This is a genomic window from Brenneria populi (assembly GCF_036016195.1).
GTDB classification, from domain to species: domain Bacteria; phylum Pseudomonadota; class Gammaproteobacteria; order Enterobacterales; family Enterobacteriaceae; genus Brenneria; species Brenneria populi.
On record NZ_JAYWTM010000004.1, the window covers coordinates 185,482 to 199,180 of the forward strand.

Below are 13,699 nucleotides of genomic sequence, written 5' to 3' on the forward strand. Positions count from 1 at the left end.
GAAAAATAGGTCCCCGCCTACAGACTGCGGGGACGACGAAAAGGGCTGCCTGCCGGAACGACGGCGCTTATAGCACGCTCACCCACATCGCGCCTTTCCCCACCGGATAACGCGCCAGCGGCCGTAATGCGCCGTCGGAATCGTTAATGCGGTATACCTCGATATGCTGCGATTTCTGTCCGGTGGCAATCAGGAATTTACCGCTATGGTCAATATTGAAACCGCGGGGCTGCAGCTCCGTCGGCTGATGCCCGGTCAACGACAGCGTGCCGCCATCCTCGGACACCCGGAAGATACTCAGCAGACTGGCGGTACGATCGCTGGTATAAAGGAAACGGCCATCCGGCGTAATGTGGATATCCGCCGCCCAGCGAGTATCGGTAAATCCGGCCGGCATCGCATCCAGCGTCTGGACTCTGCGCAACTTGCCGTCCGGCGTATTGAGCTGATAAACATCCACGGAGCTGTTCAGCTCGTTAACGCAATAGGCAAAATGCCGATTGGGATGGAAGTCCATATGGCGGGGACCCGCGCCGGCGGCGGTGGTCAACGCCGACTGCTGGCGCACGCTCAGTTCTCCGGCAGCGCTCAGATCGTACAAACGGATACGATCTTCTTTCAGACAAGGCGCCCAGACGACGCTATTGGCGGGGTCGATATTGGTGGAATGGCACCCCTCCAGCCCGTCCAACTGCTGGATTGACTCCCCGGCGATACCGTTTTCGCCCAGAGGAATAACGTTAACGCTGGCGCCGCTGTAAGAGGCGCTAAACAGGAAACGCCCCTGGCGATCGGTGGAGAGATGCGTTGGGCTGCCGGGTAAGGAAGCCGCCCCTGTTTCAGTTAATAACCCTTTATCATCAATACGGTAGCTGATAACGCGAAACTCGGGGCGCACGCCGGCAAACAAATGGCGCTTATCAGGCGAGATCACCATGGGCTGCACCTGCCCGGGCATATCGACAACCTGCAATAACGTCAGATCGCCCTGCTCGCCAAGTTGCCAAACATGAATCTGCTGACTCTCCGGACTGGCGACATAAACCACTTGCTGCATCGTACTCTCCTTAATTCATGCGAATTTTACGTCTCAGACTTTTCAGCAAAGGCGGATGAACCGTAGCTCCCCCCTATTTTGCGCCGTCTGAAATACGGTGTAACATCATCGTTAATATTCTATTCTACAGCCACTTTGCGAGACTACTATGGCCTATCGTGTAATTGCGCTCGATCTCGACGGAACGCTCCTGAATCAACAGAAAAAAATTTTGCCGGAATCACTTGCCGCGCTAGCGCTGGCCCGCCAACAGGGCATAAAAGTGGTCATCGTGACCGGACGTCATCATTCAGCCATTCACCCTTTCTATCAGGCGCTGCAGCTTGATACTCCGGCCATCTGCTGCAACGGAACTTACGTCTATGATTATCTGACGGGGCAGGCGTCTCACGCCAATCCCATGTCGGCCGAACAGGCGAAAAGCGTGCTGAATCTCCTGCGGCGGTTTGATATCCATGGGCTGATGTACGCGGATGACGCCATGTATTACCAACATTCGACCGGGCATGTCGCCCGCACGCAAAGCTGGGCGTCGTCGCTGCCGGAATTGCAGCGCCCCTCCTTCAGACAGGTTGACGATTTGGCGCGCCAGGCGGATGCGGCGCTCGCCATCTGGAAATTCGCCACCCACCACGAAAATATCCCGACCCTAAATGATTTCTCCGCCATCGTGGAGCAAGAGCTTGGCCTGGCCTGCGAATGGTCATGGCAGGATCAGGTCGATATCGCGCAAACCGGCAACAGTAAAGGCAAGCTGCTGCGCAAGTGGGTTGAAGAACAAGGGATCGGCATGAGCGAAGTTGTCGCCTTCGGGGATAATTTTAACGATCTCAGCATGCTGGAAAACGCCGGCCTCGGCGTGGCGATGGGCAACAGTGCCGACGAAGTCAAAGCCCGCGCCGATCTGGTTATCGGCCACAATGAAGAACCGGGGATCGCCGACGTGATCCGAACCCGGGTGCTGGGGTAATCCCGCCTGGTTCACCCCTCGCCGTCCCCGCAGTCAGTAAGGCGGGGACCCGCGGTTTCAGGCGGCGCGGATGCCCCGGCGCAAACGACCGATGAACACGCTTTAGGCGGTGATCGATACGCTTTTTATCTGTGCGTAAAGTTGCATATTCGGATGCAGAGAGAGTTCATCGCGCGCCCACGGCGTGATCCGCGCCCACAGCGCTTGATCGCCGATCGCCAGCTTCACTTCGATTTGATCCTCAACATCAATGCACTCGACCACTCTGGCCGGAAGAACATTGCGGATGCTGCTGCCGGCGGACGGCCTCAATACCAGCGAGACATCGGCGGCATTGATACGGATGCGCAGCGGCGTATTTAGCGGCGCATCCACTTTTCCCACCCACAGGTGACGATCGCCCAGCGACAGCGCCGTCATCGCATAGCGATCGTGCTGCTCAAGAACGCGCACGTTCAATATGCTGCTCTGCTCTTCCCGCGGCAGCCAGGGACGTAGCGCGCTGCTGGCCCAGACATCCTCCAGCTTGCCCTGCGCCTTGACTTTCCCCTGATCCAACACCAGTACGCGATCCGCCAGCCGCAGGACCTCCTCCATACTGTGGCTCACGTACAGAATGGGAATATTCACCTCTTTCGCCAAGCGCTCCAGGTAAGGCAGCAGCTCCCGTTTTCTCGGCAAATCAAGAGAGGCCAGCGGCTCATCCATCAGCAGCAGATCGGGCGCGGTCAGCAACGCGCGGCCGATGGCCACCCGCTGCTTTTCCCCGCCCGACAGCGTCAGCGGATAACGCCCCAGCAAATGCTCGATGCCCAGCAGGCGAACGATATCGGCGAACTGCCCGTCCATTCCGCCGGCCATGCCGTAGCGCAGATTGCCGCGGACGCGGTAATGGGGAAATAAACGCGCGTCCTGAAAAACGTAGCCGATGCGGCGTTTTTCCGGCGGCAGAAAAATATGCAGCCGGGTATCGACCAGCACGCGATCGTTAAGCGCGATACGTCCCGACTTCGGGCGGGTTAGCCCGACAATAGCATTGATTAATGAGGTTTTCCCCGCACCGGAAACGCCGAAAACGGCCGTAATGCCGCTGGCGGGCAAATCCTCTTTGACGCTGAGATGCAGATCGCCCAGCTGTTGGTCGAAATCGAGCTGTAACATTATCCCCCCAGCCGTTTACGGCTCCAGTTCGTCAGCCACTCGGACAGCAGCAGGGAAACCAGCGAAAGCGCGATGGCGATGGCGCACAGCCTTGCGGCGTCCGCTTCCGCGCCGGGCGTTTCAATCAGCGTATACATCGCCAGAGGGATGGTTCGGGTTTCGCCGGGAATATTGGAAACAAAGGTGATGGTCGCGCCGAACTCGCCCAAAGAACGGGCGAAGGCCAGCACCGTGCCGACCACGATGCCGGGAAAGGAAAGCGGTAAGGTAATGGTAAAAAATACGCGCCAGGGAGAGGCGCCCAGCGTTCGCGCCGCCTGCTCAAGACGCGTATCCACCGCCTCCAGAGACAAGCGAATCGCCCGGACCATCAAAGGAAAAGCGACGATCGCCGACGCCAAGGCCGCGCCGCGCCAACTGAAACTGAAGCTAAAACCAAACCACTCATACAGCCAGGCGCCAATGACCCCTCGCCGCCCCATGGCGACCAACAGTAGATAACCGATCACCACCGGCGGCAACACCAACGGCAAATGGATGATGCTATCGAGCAGCGATTTACCCGGGAAGCGAAAGCGCACCAGAATCCACGCCATCAGGATCCCCACTGGCAGGCTGCATACCACCGCCGCAAGCGACACCTTGAGGCTGAGTTCAACCGCCTGCCATTCATAATCACTTAACATCGATGGTCACTGACGTCATTAACGCGGAGTAAATCCGAAACGTTTAAACACTTCGGCCGCCGCCGGCGTTTTCAGATAGTCGTAGAAACCCGTCACCGCCGCGTTCTTATGCTCTTTCACAATCGCCATCGGGTATTCCACCGGCTTATGGCTACTGGTCGGAAATATGCCGACAACTTTGACCTTGTCGCTGGCGACGGCATCAGAACCATACACAATACCCAACGGCGCTTCTTCACGCTCCACCAAGGCCATGGCCGCGCGCACATTATTCGCCCGCGCCATCAGCGGCGACAGCTCATCCCAGGCTTTCAGGTTTTGCAACGCCTCTTTGGCATAAATGCCGGCGGGAACGTGATCCGGATCGCCCACGGCCAGACGGCCGCCTTGCAACAGGCTTTTCCAATCGGTTTTATCATTGATGGCCACGTCTTTAACCGCGCTGGTTTTCGGCGCGATCGCCACCAGCTCATTACCCAATAGCGTATAGCGGGTAGCGGCGTCCATCAGGTTTTTATCCTGAGCGTAATCCATCCATTGCTGATCGGCGGAGATAAACATGTCGGCAGGCGCGCCCTGCTCGATCTGGCGCGCCAGCGTCGACGATGATGCATAAGAGGCAACGATCGTGACATTTTTCTCTTTCTGATATTGCGTGGCGATCTCTTGTAATGCGTTGGTCAGCGACGCGGCGGCAAACACCGTCACTTTCTCTTCCGCCGCCATTGCCGGCAGCGCGACGCCCACGCTAAGCGTCAGTGCGGTAACCCATTTTATCCACTGCTTTTTCATTCCCGTCTCCCAATACCCATCGTTATATCGAGGATAATATAACGAAAATTAAAGCCGTGTCATACGCTTTTCAGAAAGCGGGATCGCCGTTGGAAAATAAAGCGTCCGGCAGAGCGCCGGACATCGAAATCGCAGGGGGGAAAATCCATTAATGCTGTTTTTTCGCTTCGCTATGGCCGATCTTGGAAAAAACGTTAAACACCTCGCCCAATCCATAAATGGCGCCCAAAATAATCGCCATCATTACCGGCACCATCGCTACTGCAAATAGCAGGCTTTTTAATAACTCCAACATGCTTACCTCACTTATCGCAACGCTTATCGTTACGCGAGCCGCTCACCCGGCGAACCGAATCACCGTAAGCTACCATAGTCGCCACAATGAGCCAATATTGTAACTTAACGAGAGAAAATAGCGCTGCCATTCGTGCGATTTGCCCCCGATGAAAAAAATGGCGACAATACAAATTATTAAAACCCAATGTCACTCACCTTCGGCGGACTCGCGCATGCAAGCTGAAATTCTTCTTACCCTCAAACTCCAGCAGCGTCTATTTGCCGACCCGCGGCGCATAGAGTTGCTGAAACAGATCCGCCATACCGGTTCAATCAGCCAGGGCGCCAAACTGGCGGGCATCAGTTATAAAAGCGCATGGGATGCCATCAACGAAATGAACCAATTGGCGGAGCAGACGTTAGTTGAGCGCATGACCGGGGGAAAAGGCGGCGGCGGCGCGCAAATTACCCGCTATGGCGAGCGGCTGATTCAGCTTTACGACCTGCTCGCGCAAATTCAGCAAAAAGCGTTTGATGTATTACAGGATGACGCTTTACCGCTAGATAGCCTGCTGGCGGCAATTGCGCGTTTTTCACTGCAAACCAGCGCCCGAAATCAGTTTTTCGGCACCGTGCTCGCACGCAGCAATCAACAGGTGCAGCAGCATCTGGAAATTTTGCTCGCCGATGGCAAAACGTCGATAAGCGCGCTGATTACCCAGCAAAGCGCCGAGCGTTTACAGCTCGCGCCGGGTAAAGAGGTGCTGGCGCTGATTAAGGCGCCCTGGGTCAATCTGTGCGCGGGAACGCCGCCGGAGGGCGAAGCGGATAACGTCCTTAACGGACAGATCAAGAGTATTCAGCCCGGCGCTGAAAATAGCGAGGTGCTGGTCACGCTGGCCGGCGGGGAAACGCTGTGCGCAACGGTGCCTAACGCCGTCGTCTTACAGCAACGGCTCGCGCCCGAGCAGCCTATCCACGCTTATTTTAATGCCGACAAGGTCATCATCGCGACGCTCTGCTAAACACGCCCGCCGTCTGATATACCGTTGGTTCAAGTTTACACCTGCCGTAGGAAGGGAGAAAAATGTCGTTGTTGAAAATATCGCAAGGGTTATTCCGCTTAAGCGACACCCGCGTGCTGCGTCTGGATGAGCTCACGATCGAAAAACATCAATGCTGGGCGTTCGTCGGCGCAAACGGCAGCGGGAAATCGTCGCTGGCTCGTGCCCTGTCCGGCGAATTGCCGCCGCTGAGCGGCGAACGCCGGTGCGGCTTTCAGCGTATTGCCCGGCTGTCGTTCGAACAATTGCAACAGTTGGTTTGCGCCGAATGGCAACGCAATAACACCGATATGCTGAGCAGCGGCGAAGACGATACCGGGCGCACCACCGCGGAAGTGATTCAGGATGCGGTCAAGGATCCCGTACGCTGCCGGCAGTTGGCTGCGCTGTTCGGCATAGATCCTCTGCTGACGCGCCGTTTTAAATACCTCTCCACCGGCGAAACGCGCAAGACCATGCTGTGCCAGGCATTAATGCCTGAGCCGGATCTGCTTATTCTGGACGAACCCTTTGACGGATTGGACGTCTCCTCGCGCCGGCAGCTTGCCGCGCATCTGCCCGAACTGGCCGCTCAGGGCTATACGGTTGCGCTGATCTTGAACCGCTTCGACGATATCCCTGAGTTCATCAATCGGGTCGGCATTCTGGCCGACTGTACGCTTACCCGGACAGGAGAACGGGAGGCGCTGTTACAAGAAGCCCTTATCGCCCAATTGGCCTACAGCGAAAAACTGTCCGCCAGCGCCCTGCCCGAACCGGAAGATCCGAAACTGCATACCAAACTTCCGGCGCATGAACCGCGTATTACGCTGCGCAACGGCGTCGTAACCTATAACGACCGCCCGATTCTGCACGGCTTAACCTGGGAAGTGCTGCCGAACCAGCACTGGCAGATTGTCGGCCCGAACGGCGCCGGGAAATCCACGCTGCTCGGTCTGATTACCGGTGATCATCCGCAAGGCTACAGTAACGATCTCACGCTGTTCGGCCGCCGACGCGGCAGCGGAGAAACCATCTGGGATATCAAACGGCATATCGGTTACGTCAGCAGCAGCCTCCACCTTGACTATCGCGTCAGCGTCAGCGTGCGCAACGTAATTCTCTCCGGCTTTTTTGATTCCATCGGCATCTATCAGGCGGTTTCCGATCGCCAGCGGCAGCTAACCAATCAGTGGCTGACCCTGCTGGGCCTTAACGGCGAGATTGCCGACGCGCCGTTTCAATCGCTCTCCTGGGGTCAGCAGAGGCTGACGCTGATCGCCAGAGCGCTGGTTAAACATCCCGCGCTGCTGATCCTTGATGAACCCTTGCAGGGGTTGGATCCCCTCAACCGCCAGCTGGTCCGCCGCTGGCTGGATATTCTGATCGGGGAAGGCGACACGCAGTTGCTATTCGTCTCCCACCATGCGGAAGACGCTCCGCAGTGTATTACCCACCGCCTGACGTTTGTCGCCAGAGACGGGGGATACGACTATCAAACCGAAGAGATCGCCCCGAGCAGCGCTAATAAATCGTAAGCAGAAATTCCTCAGGATTCCGATTGATCTTTTAACTCCAAATCAGAATCCTACAGGGCGGACTGTTTAGGGAACGCGCCCGAGTGAGAACGCTACCACTTTCAAACGTTCAGCATAAAAAACGACGTTTACTTGCACAAAAAAAGACCGCAATCGCATGCGTTCCCGTTAAAAAATTATCCATAACAGGCGCTTTTTTTTCGGCTGCAGATCACCTTTTTCAGCCACGCGCCGTGTTATTTTTTTATAAATTTTCAAGCAGAGGTCATTATGAACGTTCTTGTTACTGGTGGAAGCGGTTACATAGGCAGCCATACCTGTGTACAACTGCTGGCCGCCGGGCATCAGCCCATCATTCTCGATAATCTATGCAACAGTAAAGCCAGCGTCGTTGAGACCATTACGCGGCTGACGGGAAAAGCGCCCGAATTTTATCAGGGCGACGTACGCGACGGCGCATTGCTTGATGACATCTTCGCCCGTCATACCATTGATTCGGTGATCCATTTCGCCGGTTTGAAAGCGGTAGGGGAATCCGTGCAGAAACCGGTCGCCTACTATGACTGCAACATCTACGGCACGCTGGTCTTGGTCGAGGCCATGAAGAAAGCCGGCGTAAAGAATCTGATTTTCAGCTCGTCCGCCACGGTTTACGGCGATCAGCCGCGCATCCCGTATCAGGAGAGCTTCCCGACCGGCCATCCCGCCAGCCCCTACGGCCGCAGCAAGCTGATGGTCGAACAAATCTTGCAGGATCTGCAACACGCGGAACCGGACTGGAGCATTACGCTGCTGCGTTATTTCAACCCGGTCGGCGCGCATCCCTCGGGCGAGATGGGAGAAGATCCCCAGGGCATTCCCAACAACCTGATGCCGTATATCGCTCAGGTTGCCGTTGGCCGCCGCGAATCGCTGGCGGTTTTCGGTAACGACTATCCGACGGAAGACGGCACCGGCGTGCGCGATTACATCCACGTCGTCGATCTGGCCGACGGTCACGTCGCCGCGATGAATACCCTGCAAAATCGCGCCGGCGTTCATATTTATAATCTGGGCGCCGGCGTCGGCTACAGCGTCTTACAGGTGGTCGACGCGTTCAGCCAGGCCTGCGGCAAACCCGTCGCCTATCACTTCGCGCCGCGCCGCCAGGGCGATCTGGCCGCCTATTGGGCCGATGCGGAAAAAGCCGCCAATGACCTGAACTGGCGGGTAAAACGTTCGCTGCAGGAAATGGCTCAGGACACCTGGCGCTGGCAGTCCACGCATCCGAACGGCTACCCGGACTGAAATCTCATCGCCCGCCATCAATGTAAAGCGCGCTGGTGGCGGGAATGCATAGATTGCAGCGACGGCCGGCGGCGATTCCCATCGATGATGGCATCCACAGGAGCAGATCATGCCGAATGAAAAAACCGCCGCGCCGGACGGCCAGCCGTTTCAATTGACCACATTAGCGAATCAGGCGGGCATGCGCGTGCGCCTGATGGATTGGGGCGCGACCTGGCTCTCCTGCCGGCTTCCCTTCGCGAACGGCGAGGCGCGCGAAGTGCTGTTGGGGTGCGCGTCGCCCGCGCAATATCCGCGGCAGCGGGCCTATCTCGGCGCGTCGATCGGCCGTTACGCCAACCGCATCGCCAACGCCGTTATCCGCCGCGCAGACGACGTTTTTCATCTTACGGCCAATCAGGGAGAACACCAGTTGCATGGCGGGCCGCAAGGTTTTCACGCCCGGCGCTGGCGGATCCTCCGTCAGGATGCCGCCCAGGTCACCTATCAACTGCACTCGCCGGATGGCGATCAGGGATTTCCCGGCCGGCTTAGCGTACAGGTATGCTATCGTCTGACCGACCGTAACGCACTGGAAATCGAGTATCAGGCCGTAGCGGAGAAACCTTGCCCGGTGTGCCTGACCAATCATGCCTACTTTAATCTCGACGGCGCGCCGACGGACGTCCGCCGGCATCGGCTGCAGCTGTTTGCGGACTACTACCTGCCGGTAGACGGCGCCGGCATTCCCGGCGATAACCTCGCCGAGGTGAAAGAGACCGGAATGGATTTCCGCCGGCCTAAAACGCTGGAACAAGATTTTCTGCGCGACCGGGATCAGCTTGTCGTCGGCGGCTACGATCACGCCTATCTATTGCATCGCGGCTCCGGCGCAGGCCCGGCCGCCAATCTGTGGTCGTCCGACGGACGCGTATCGATGAGCGTATTTACCAGCGCGCCCGCCTTGCAACTTTACAGCGGCAACTTTCTCGCCGGCACGCCGTCGCGCGAAGACCACACGTATGCAAACTATGCCGGAATAGCGCTGGAAAGCGAATTTCTACCGGATAGCCCCAACCACCCGGAGTGGCCGCAGCCGGATTGCTGGTTAAAACCGGGAAAGGTTTATCGTTCCGCCACCGCCTATCAGTTTTTCTTCCGGTAGCCGGCGATCTCGTCATCCCCGTCGCTTTTCCGGCTGGCGCTCCCGGCGTTTTACCCGCCGCTGCTCAAGAATGACGCGAATTAGCTGAAACGATAAAGCTGAGAATGATTTTGCACAAAAATAACGCTGATAAATGGCGTTGACTCTCGACTAGAGATTGCCGATAGCCCTCCTCCCCCCCTATAATGAAGCGAGTTATCACAGAAATCTTAGGATATGAAGGAGTTTAGCTATGGCTGTAACTAAGCTGGTACTGGTAAGACACGGTGAAAGCCAGTGGAACAACGAAAACCGCTTCACAGGCTGGTACGATGTTGACCTGTCCGACAAAGGTCGTTCAGAAGCAAAAGCCGCAGGTAAGTTGCTTAAAGATGAAGGTTTTTCCTTTGACTTCGCTTACACGTCCGTGCTGAAACGTGCTATTCATACGCTGTGGAATATTCTGGACGAGCTGGATCAAGCCTGGCTGCCAGTGGAAAAATGCTGGAAACTGAATGAACGTCACTACGGCGCGCTGCAAGGTCTGAACAAAGCGGAAACCGCTGAGAAATACGGCGACGCGCAGGTTAAACAGTGGCGCCGCGGTTTTGCCGTGACGCCGCCGGAACTGACTCGCGATGACGAACGTTTCCCCGGGCACGACCCGCGTTACGCATCTCTGAGCGACAAAGAGCTTCCGCTGACTGAAAGTCTGGCTCTGACCATCGAACGCGTGGTTCCTTACTGGAATGAAACCATTCTGCCGCGCATTAAAAGCGGCGAACGCGTTATTATCGCCGCTCACGGCAACTCGCTGCGCGCCCTGGTAAAATACCTGGACAACATGAGCGAAGAAGAAATTCTCGAACTGAATATCCCGACCGGCGTGCCGCTGGTTTATGAGTTTGACGAAAACTTCAAACCGATCAAACACTACTATCTGGGTAATGCTGATGAAATCGCAGCAAAAGCCGCAGCGGTAGCCAATCAGGGCAAAGCCAAGTAATCCGGCCGACCTGCGTAAAAAACCCGGCGTAATCGCCGGGTTTTTTATTGCGGGCTTACTGGCGCCCCTGCGGGCGCGTTAAATATCGCGCCCGCCCTATTCGCCCTTTACCCGGCGATCATTTACCGCGACGCTCGCGCACCGCCTCCGCCAGACGACGCAACAGCACCTCCGTATCTTCCCAACCGATACAGGCATCCGTCACGCTTTTGCCGTAGACCAGCGGCTCGCCGCTCTCCAGATTCTGGTTGCCTTCCACCAGCGCGCTTTCGACCATCACGCCGATAATCGCCTTTTCGCCCTGCGCAATCTGGCGGCTAACGTCTTCACACACTTCCATCTGCTTTTTGAACTGCTTGCTGCTATTGGCATGGCTGAAGTCAATCATCACCTGCGCCGGCAGTCCGGCTTTTTCCAGCCCCGCCTTGACCTCTTTGACGTGTTCCGCGCTGTAGTTCGGCGCTTTGCCGCCGCGCAGAATAATATGGCAATCGTTATTGCCGCTGGTATTTACGATAGCGGAGTGTCCCCATTTGGTCACCGACAGGAAACAGTGCGGCGCGCCGGCGGCATTAATCGCGTCGATGGCGACCTTAATGGTGCCGTCGGTGCCATTTTTAAAACCAACCGGGCAAGAGAGGCCGGAAGCCAGTTCGCGGTGCACCTGAGACTCCGTCGTCCGCGCGCCGATCGCCCCCCAGCTCATCAAATCGGCAAGGTACTGAGGCGTGATCATATCGAGAAATTCGCCAGCGGCGGGCAAACCGGTATTATTGATATCCAGCAGCAGCTGGCGCGCGATGCGCAGCCCGTCGTTAATCTGATAGCTATGATCCAGATGAGGATCGTTAATCAAACCTTTCCATCCCACGGTGGTGCGCGGCTTTTCAAAATAAACCCGCATCACGACTTCTAAATCGTCATTCAGCTCCTGGCGTAGTTTAAGCAGACGGGCCGCATACTCCTTCGCCGCTTTAGGATCGTGAATGGAACAAGGGCCGATGATAACCAGCAGGCGGTCATCATTGCCGTTAAGAATTTTATGAATGGCGGTACGCGTGAACGAGACCGTTTCCGCGGCACGATCGGTAGCCGGGAATTTTTCCAACAGGGCAACCGGCGGTAAAAGTTCCTTGATTTCTTTAATTCTTAAATCATCATTTTGGTAATTCATAGTAATTCCATCGATTCCAGAGCCGTATTTTTCACCCCTATCCAACGCGCGCCACCTATCCCCTTCATAATCCAAGCTGCAGGCGCGTTGGCTTTGTTATCGCGCCATCCGTGGAGCCCGCCCCGCTGGGGCCGGCGCTTCGCGTTGTTCAAAACGATAACGTTTTGTCCTGCAGCACGAATGATTTTGAGTATATGTGTAAAATAGCTGATAGATTGAGAAATGAAGCTGTTTATATTGCAAGTTGACTATTATATGTCAAGCAAACCACTTAATGGCGCTGAAATTGACCGCATTTTCCTGATCAAATGCTTTTCAATACGCATAAATGGCTTTTTGACCAGGTTAAAAAACGCCGATATCGAAAATTCTCCGCAACAGCCTGATACCGTTCGCTTAAGCCGGTCTTTAGGGGAAATGCAGAGGGAAAGGTTCTCGTAGGGATGCCTCACCCCTGTGGTCGCCCCGCGTATCTCGATGTTTAAATGCTCGGCATTCCCGCGACAACCGGGTTTCAGGCCGTGGGGCGCGGAAAATCAGCAGAAAATTTTGCCTACCGTCGGCTACAGTAAAGAATCAATAACATGCACCCAACGCAGGACAGGTTATGACAGATTCCCATCACGCAGAAGCAAAACCGGGAAACGGGAAACGGCTGTTAGCCGCATTTATTGTCACCGCGACCTTTATGGTGGCGGAGGCGGTTGGCGGGTGGTATTCCGGCTCGCTGGCCCTTATCGCCGATGCCGGACACATGCTGACCGATGCTGCGGCGCTATTGGTGGCGCTGTTAGCGGTACGTTTCGCGCAGCGTAAAGCCAATGCCCGCCACACCTTCGGTTACCTGCGCCTGACCACCCTCGCCGCGTTTGTTAATGCGCTGACATTGGTGGCGATTACCGTCTTTATCTTCTGGGAGGCCATCCAGCGCTTTTATCAACCGCAGCCGGTGGCAAGCCTGCCGATGCTGATTATTGCGGTTGCGGGACTGGCGGCCAACCTGGCGGCGTTCTGGCTGCTGCATCGCGGCGGCGAAGAGAAAAATATTAATGTCCGGGCGGCGGCGCTGCATGTTCTGGGGGACTTGCTAGGCTCGGTCGGCGCGATCGCCGCCGCCTTGATTATTCTGTTTACCGGATGGACGCCGATCGATCCCATCCTCTCCATCGTGGTCTCCTGCCTGGTGTTGCGCAGCGCATGGGCGTTGATGAAAGAGAGTATGCATGAACTGTTGGAAGGCTCGCCGGGCCAGATAAACATTGACGCGCTCAAGAGAGAGCTGACCCTCAACATACCGGAGGTTAGAAACATCCACCATGTCCATTTATGGCAGGTCGGCGAAAAACCGTTAATGACCCTCCATGCTCAGGTTATTCCGCCTTACGATCATGACGCGTTGCTAAAGCGTATTCAGGATTATCTGCTGCAGCATTACCGGATCGATCACTCCACGATTCAGATGGAGTACCAGCATTGTGACGATGACACCTGCGACATCAACCATACGTCCGGCCATCACCACCATCATTAATCGCGCACAAATGGAAAACAGGCTACCCAGCGGGAGCCTCAGACTGTTGACAAAG

At 56.3% G+C, this 13,699-nt stretch carries 13 protein-coding genes; 7 read left to right on the forward strand and 6 right to left on the reverse strand.

Translation table 11 applies throughout. The annotated features are described in order from the left end of the window. Nucleotides 1–67: 67 nt before the first annotated feature. On the reverse strand, nucleotides 68–1,057 hold the full coding sequence (gene pgl, locus VSX58_RS05585) for a 6-phosphogluconolactonase (RefSeq protein WP_327617244.1): 990 nt from the start codon (nucleotides 1,055–1,057) through the stop codon (nucleotides 68–70). Between the two features lie 148 nt (nucleotides 1,058–1,205). On the opposite strand from pgl, the gene VSX58_RS05590 reads away from it, so the two are divergent. Then, the gene (locus VSX58_RS05590; RefSeq protein ID WP_327617245.1) at nucleotides 1,206–2,027 is read left to right on the forward strand and encodes a pyridoxal phosphatase; all 822 of its coding nucleotides are present in this window, start codon (nucleotides 1,206–1,208) and stop codon (nucleotides 2,025–2,027) included. Between the two features lie 102 nt (nucleotides 2,028–2,129). Here the strand turns inward: VSX58_RS05590 and modC are convergent, their stop codons facing one another. The 4 genes from modC to VSX58_RS05610 all read right to left on the reverse strand — a co-directional run bounded on the left by modC (nucleotide 2,130) and on the right by VSX58_RS05610 (nucleotide 4,961). Continuing rightward, on the reverse strand, nucleotides 2,130–3,188 hold the full coding sequence (gene modC / locus VSX58_RS05595) for a molybdenum ABC transporter ATP-binding protein ModC (RefSeq protein ID WP_327617246.1): 1,059 nt from the start codon (nucleotides 3,186–3,188) through the stop codon (nucleotides 2,130–2,132). Then, nucleotides 3,188–3,874 carry a molybdate ABC transporter permease subunit gene (modB, locus tag VSX58_RS05600; RefSeq protein ID WP_327617247.1) on the reverse strand — a complete coding sequence of 229 codons (687 nt, stop codon included), beginning with the start codon at nucleotides 3,872–3,874 and terminating at the stop codon, nucleotides 3,188–3,190. Before modB ends, modC begins: the two co-directional genes overlap by 1 nt. Nucleotides 3,875–3,892: 18 nt before the next feature. Further along, on the reverse strand, nucleotides 3,893–4,666 hold the full coding sequence (gene modA / locus VSX58_RS05605; protein ID WP_327614686.1) for a molybdate ABC transporter substrate-binding protein: 774 nt from the start codon (nucleotides 4,664–4,666) through the stop codon (nucleotides 3,893–3,895). Between the two features lie 148 nt (nucleotides 4,667–4,814). Further along, nucleotides 4,815–4,961, reverse strand: a complete 147-nt coding sequence (locus VSX58_RS05610) for an AcrZ family multidrug efflux pump-associated protein (protein ID WP_327614687.1) — start codon at nucleotides 4,959–4,961, stop codon at nucleotides 4,815–4,817. A 214-nt stretch (nucleotides 4,962–5,175) separates the two neighbouring features. Between VSX58_RS05610 and modE the strand changes: the two genes are divergently transcribed. The 5 genes from modE to gpmA all read left to right on the forward strand — a co-directional run bounded on the left by modE (nucleotide 5,176) and on the right by gpmA (nucleotide 10,939). Next, a complete protein-coding gene (gene modE, locus VSX58_RS05615) occupies nucleotides 5,176–5,967 on the forward strand; it encodes a molybdenum-dependent transcriptional regulator (protein ID WP_327617248.1) in 792 nt (263 codons plus the stop codon). A 62-nt stretch (nucleotides 5,968–6,029) separates the two neighbouring features. Beyond that, nucleotides 6,030–7,523 (forward strand): molybdate ABC transporter ATP-binding protein ModF, encoded by a 1,494-nt coding sequence (modF, locus tag VSX58_RS05620; RefSeq protein WP_327617249.1) that lies wholly within the window; start codon nucleotides 6,030–6,032, stop codon nucleotides 7,521–7,523. Between the two features lie 270 nt (nucleotides 7,524–7,793). Continuing rightward, nucleotides 7,794–8,810, forward strand: coding sequence for a UDP-glucose 4-epimerase GalE (galE, locus tag VSX58_RS05625; protein WP_327617251.1), 1,017 nt, complete (start codon nucleotides 7,794–7,796; stop codon nucleotides 8,808–8,810). 109 nt (nucleotides 8,811–8,919) lie between these two features. Next, on the forward strand, nucleotides 8,920–9,954 hold the full coding sequence (gene galM / locus VSX58_RS05630; protein ID WP_327617252.1) for a galactose-1-epimerase: 1,035 nt from the start codon (nucleotides 8,920–8,922) through the stop codon (nucleotides 9,952–9,954). Nucleotides 9,955–10,186: 232 nt separating this feature from the next. Further along, complete coding sequence (gene gpmA / locus VSX58_RS05635; protein ID WP_327614692.1) at nucleotides 10,187–10,939, forward strand: 2,3-diphosphoglycerate-dependent phosphoglycerate mutase; 753 nt, start codon at nucleotides 10,187–10,189, stop codon at nucleotides 10,937–10,939. Between the two features lie 118 nt (nucleotides 10,940–11,057). Here the strand turns inward: gpmA and aroG are convergent, their stop codons facing one another. Further along, nucleotides 11,058–12,113 carry a 3-deoxy-7-phosphoheptulonate synthase AroG gene (aroG, locus tag VSX58_RS05640; RefSeq protein WP_327614693.1) on the reverse strand — a complete coding sequence of 352 codons (1,056 nt, stop codon included), beginning with the start codon at nucleotides 12,111–12,113 and terminating at the stop codon, nucleotides 11,058–11,060. A 607-nt stretch (nucleotides 12,114–12,720) separates the two neighbouring features. Between aroG and zitB the strand changes: the two genes are divergently transcribed. Then, complete coding sequence (zitB, locus tag VSX58_RS05645; protein WP_327617253.1) at nucleotides 12,721–13,644, forward strand: CDF family zinc transporter ZitB; 924 nt, start codon at nucleotides 12,721–12,723, stop codon at nucleotides 13,642–13,644. Nucleotides 13,645–13,699 lie beyond the last annotated feature (55 nt).

What these genes read in the sequence shown, in the direction of transcription:
- pgl (WP_327617244.1), bottom strand. Translation starts at nt 1,057, where the DNA reads ATGCAGCAAGTGGTTTATGTCGCCAGTCCGGAGAGTCAGCAGATTCAT.
- VSX58_RS05590 (WP_327617245.1), top strand. Translation starts at nt 1,206, where the DNA reads ATGGCCTATCGTGTAATTGCGCTCGATCTCGACGGAACGCTCCTGAAT.
- modC (WP_327617246.1), bottom strand. Translation starts at nt 3,188, where the DNA reads ATGTTACAGCTCGATTTCGACCAACAGCTGGGCGATCTGCATCTCAGC.
- modB (WP_327617247.1), bottom strand. Translation starts at nt 3,874, where the DNA reads ATGTTAAGTGATTATGAATGGCAGGCGGTTGAACTCAGCCTCAAGGTG.
- modA (WP_327614686.1), bottom strand. Translation starts at nt 4,666, where the DNA reads ATGAAAAAGCAGTGGATAAAATGGGTTACCGCACTGACGCTTAGCGTG.
- VSX58_RS05610 (WP_327614687.1), bottom strand. Translation starts at nt 4,961, where the DNA reads ATGTTGGAGTTATTAAAAAGCCTGCTATTTGCAGTAGCGATGGTGCCG.
- modE (WP_327617248.1), top strand. Translation starts at nt 5,176, where the DNA reads ATGCAAGCTGAAATTCTTCTTACCCTCAAACTCCAGCAGCGTCTATTT.
- modF (WP_327617249.1), top strand. Translation starts at nt 6,030, where the DNA reads ATGTCGTTGTTGAAAATATCGCAAGGGTTATTCCGCTTAAGCGACACC.
- galE (WP_327617251.1), top strand. Translation starts at nt 7,794, where the DNA reads ATGAACGTTCTTGTTACTGGTGGAAGCGGTTACATAGGCAGCCATACC.
- galM (WP_327617252.1), top strand. Translation starts at nt 8,920, where the DNA reads ATGCCGAATGAAAAAACCGCCGCGCCGGACGGCCAGCCGTTTCAATTG.
- gpmA (WP_327614692.1), top strand. Translation starts at nt 10,187, where the DNA reads ATGGCTGTAACTAAGCTGGTACTGGTAAGACACGGTGAAAGCCAGTGG.
- aroG (WP_327614693.1), bottom strand. Translation starts at nt 12,113, where the DNA reads ATGAATTACCAAAATGATGATTTAAGAATTAAAGAAATCAAGGAACTT.
- zitB (WP_327617253.1), top strand. Translation starts at nt 12,721, where the DNA reads ATGACAGATTCCCATCACGCAGAAGCAAAACCGGGAAACGGGAAACGG.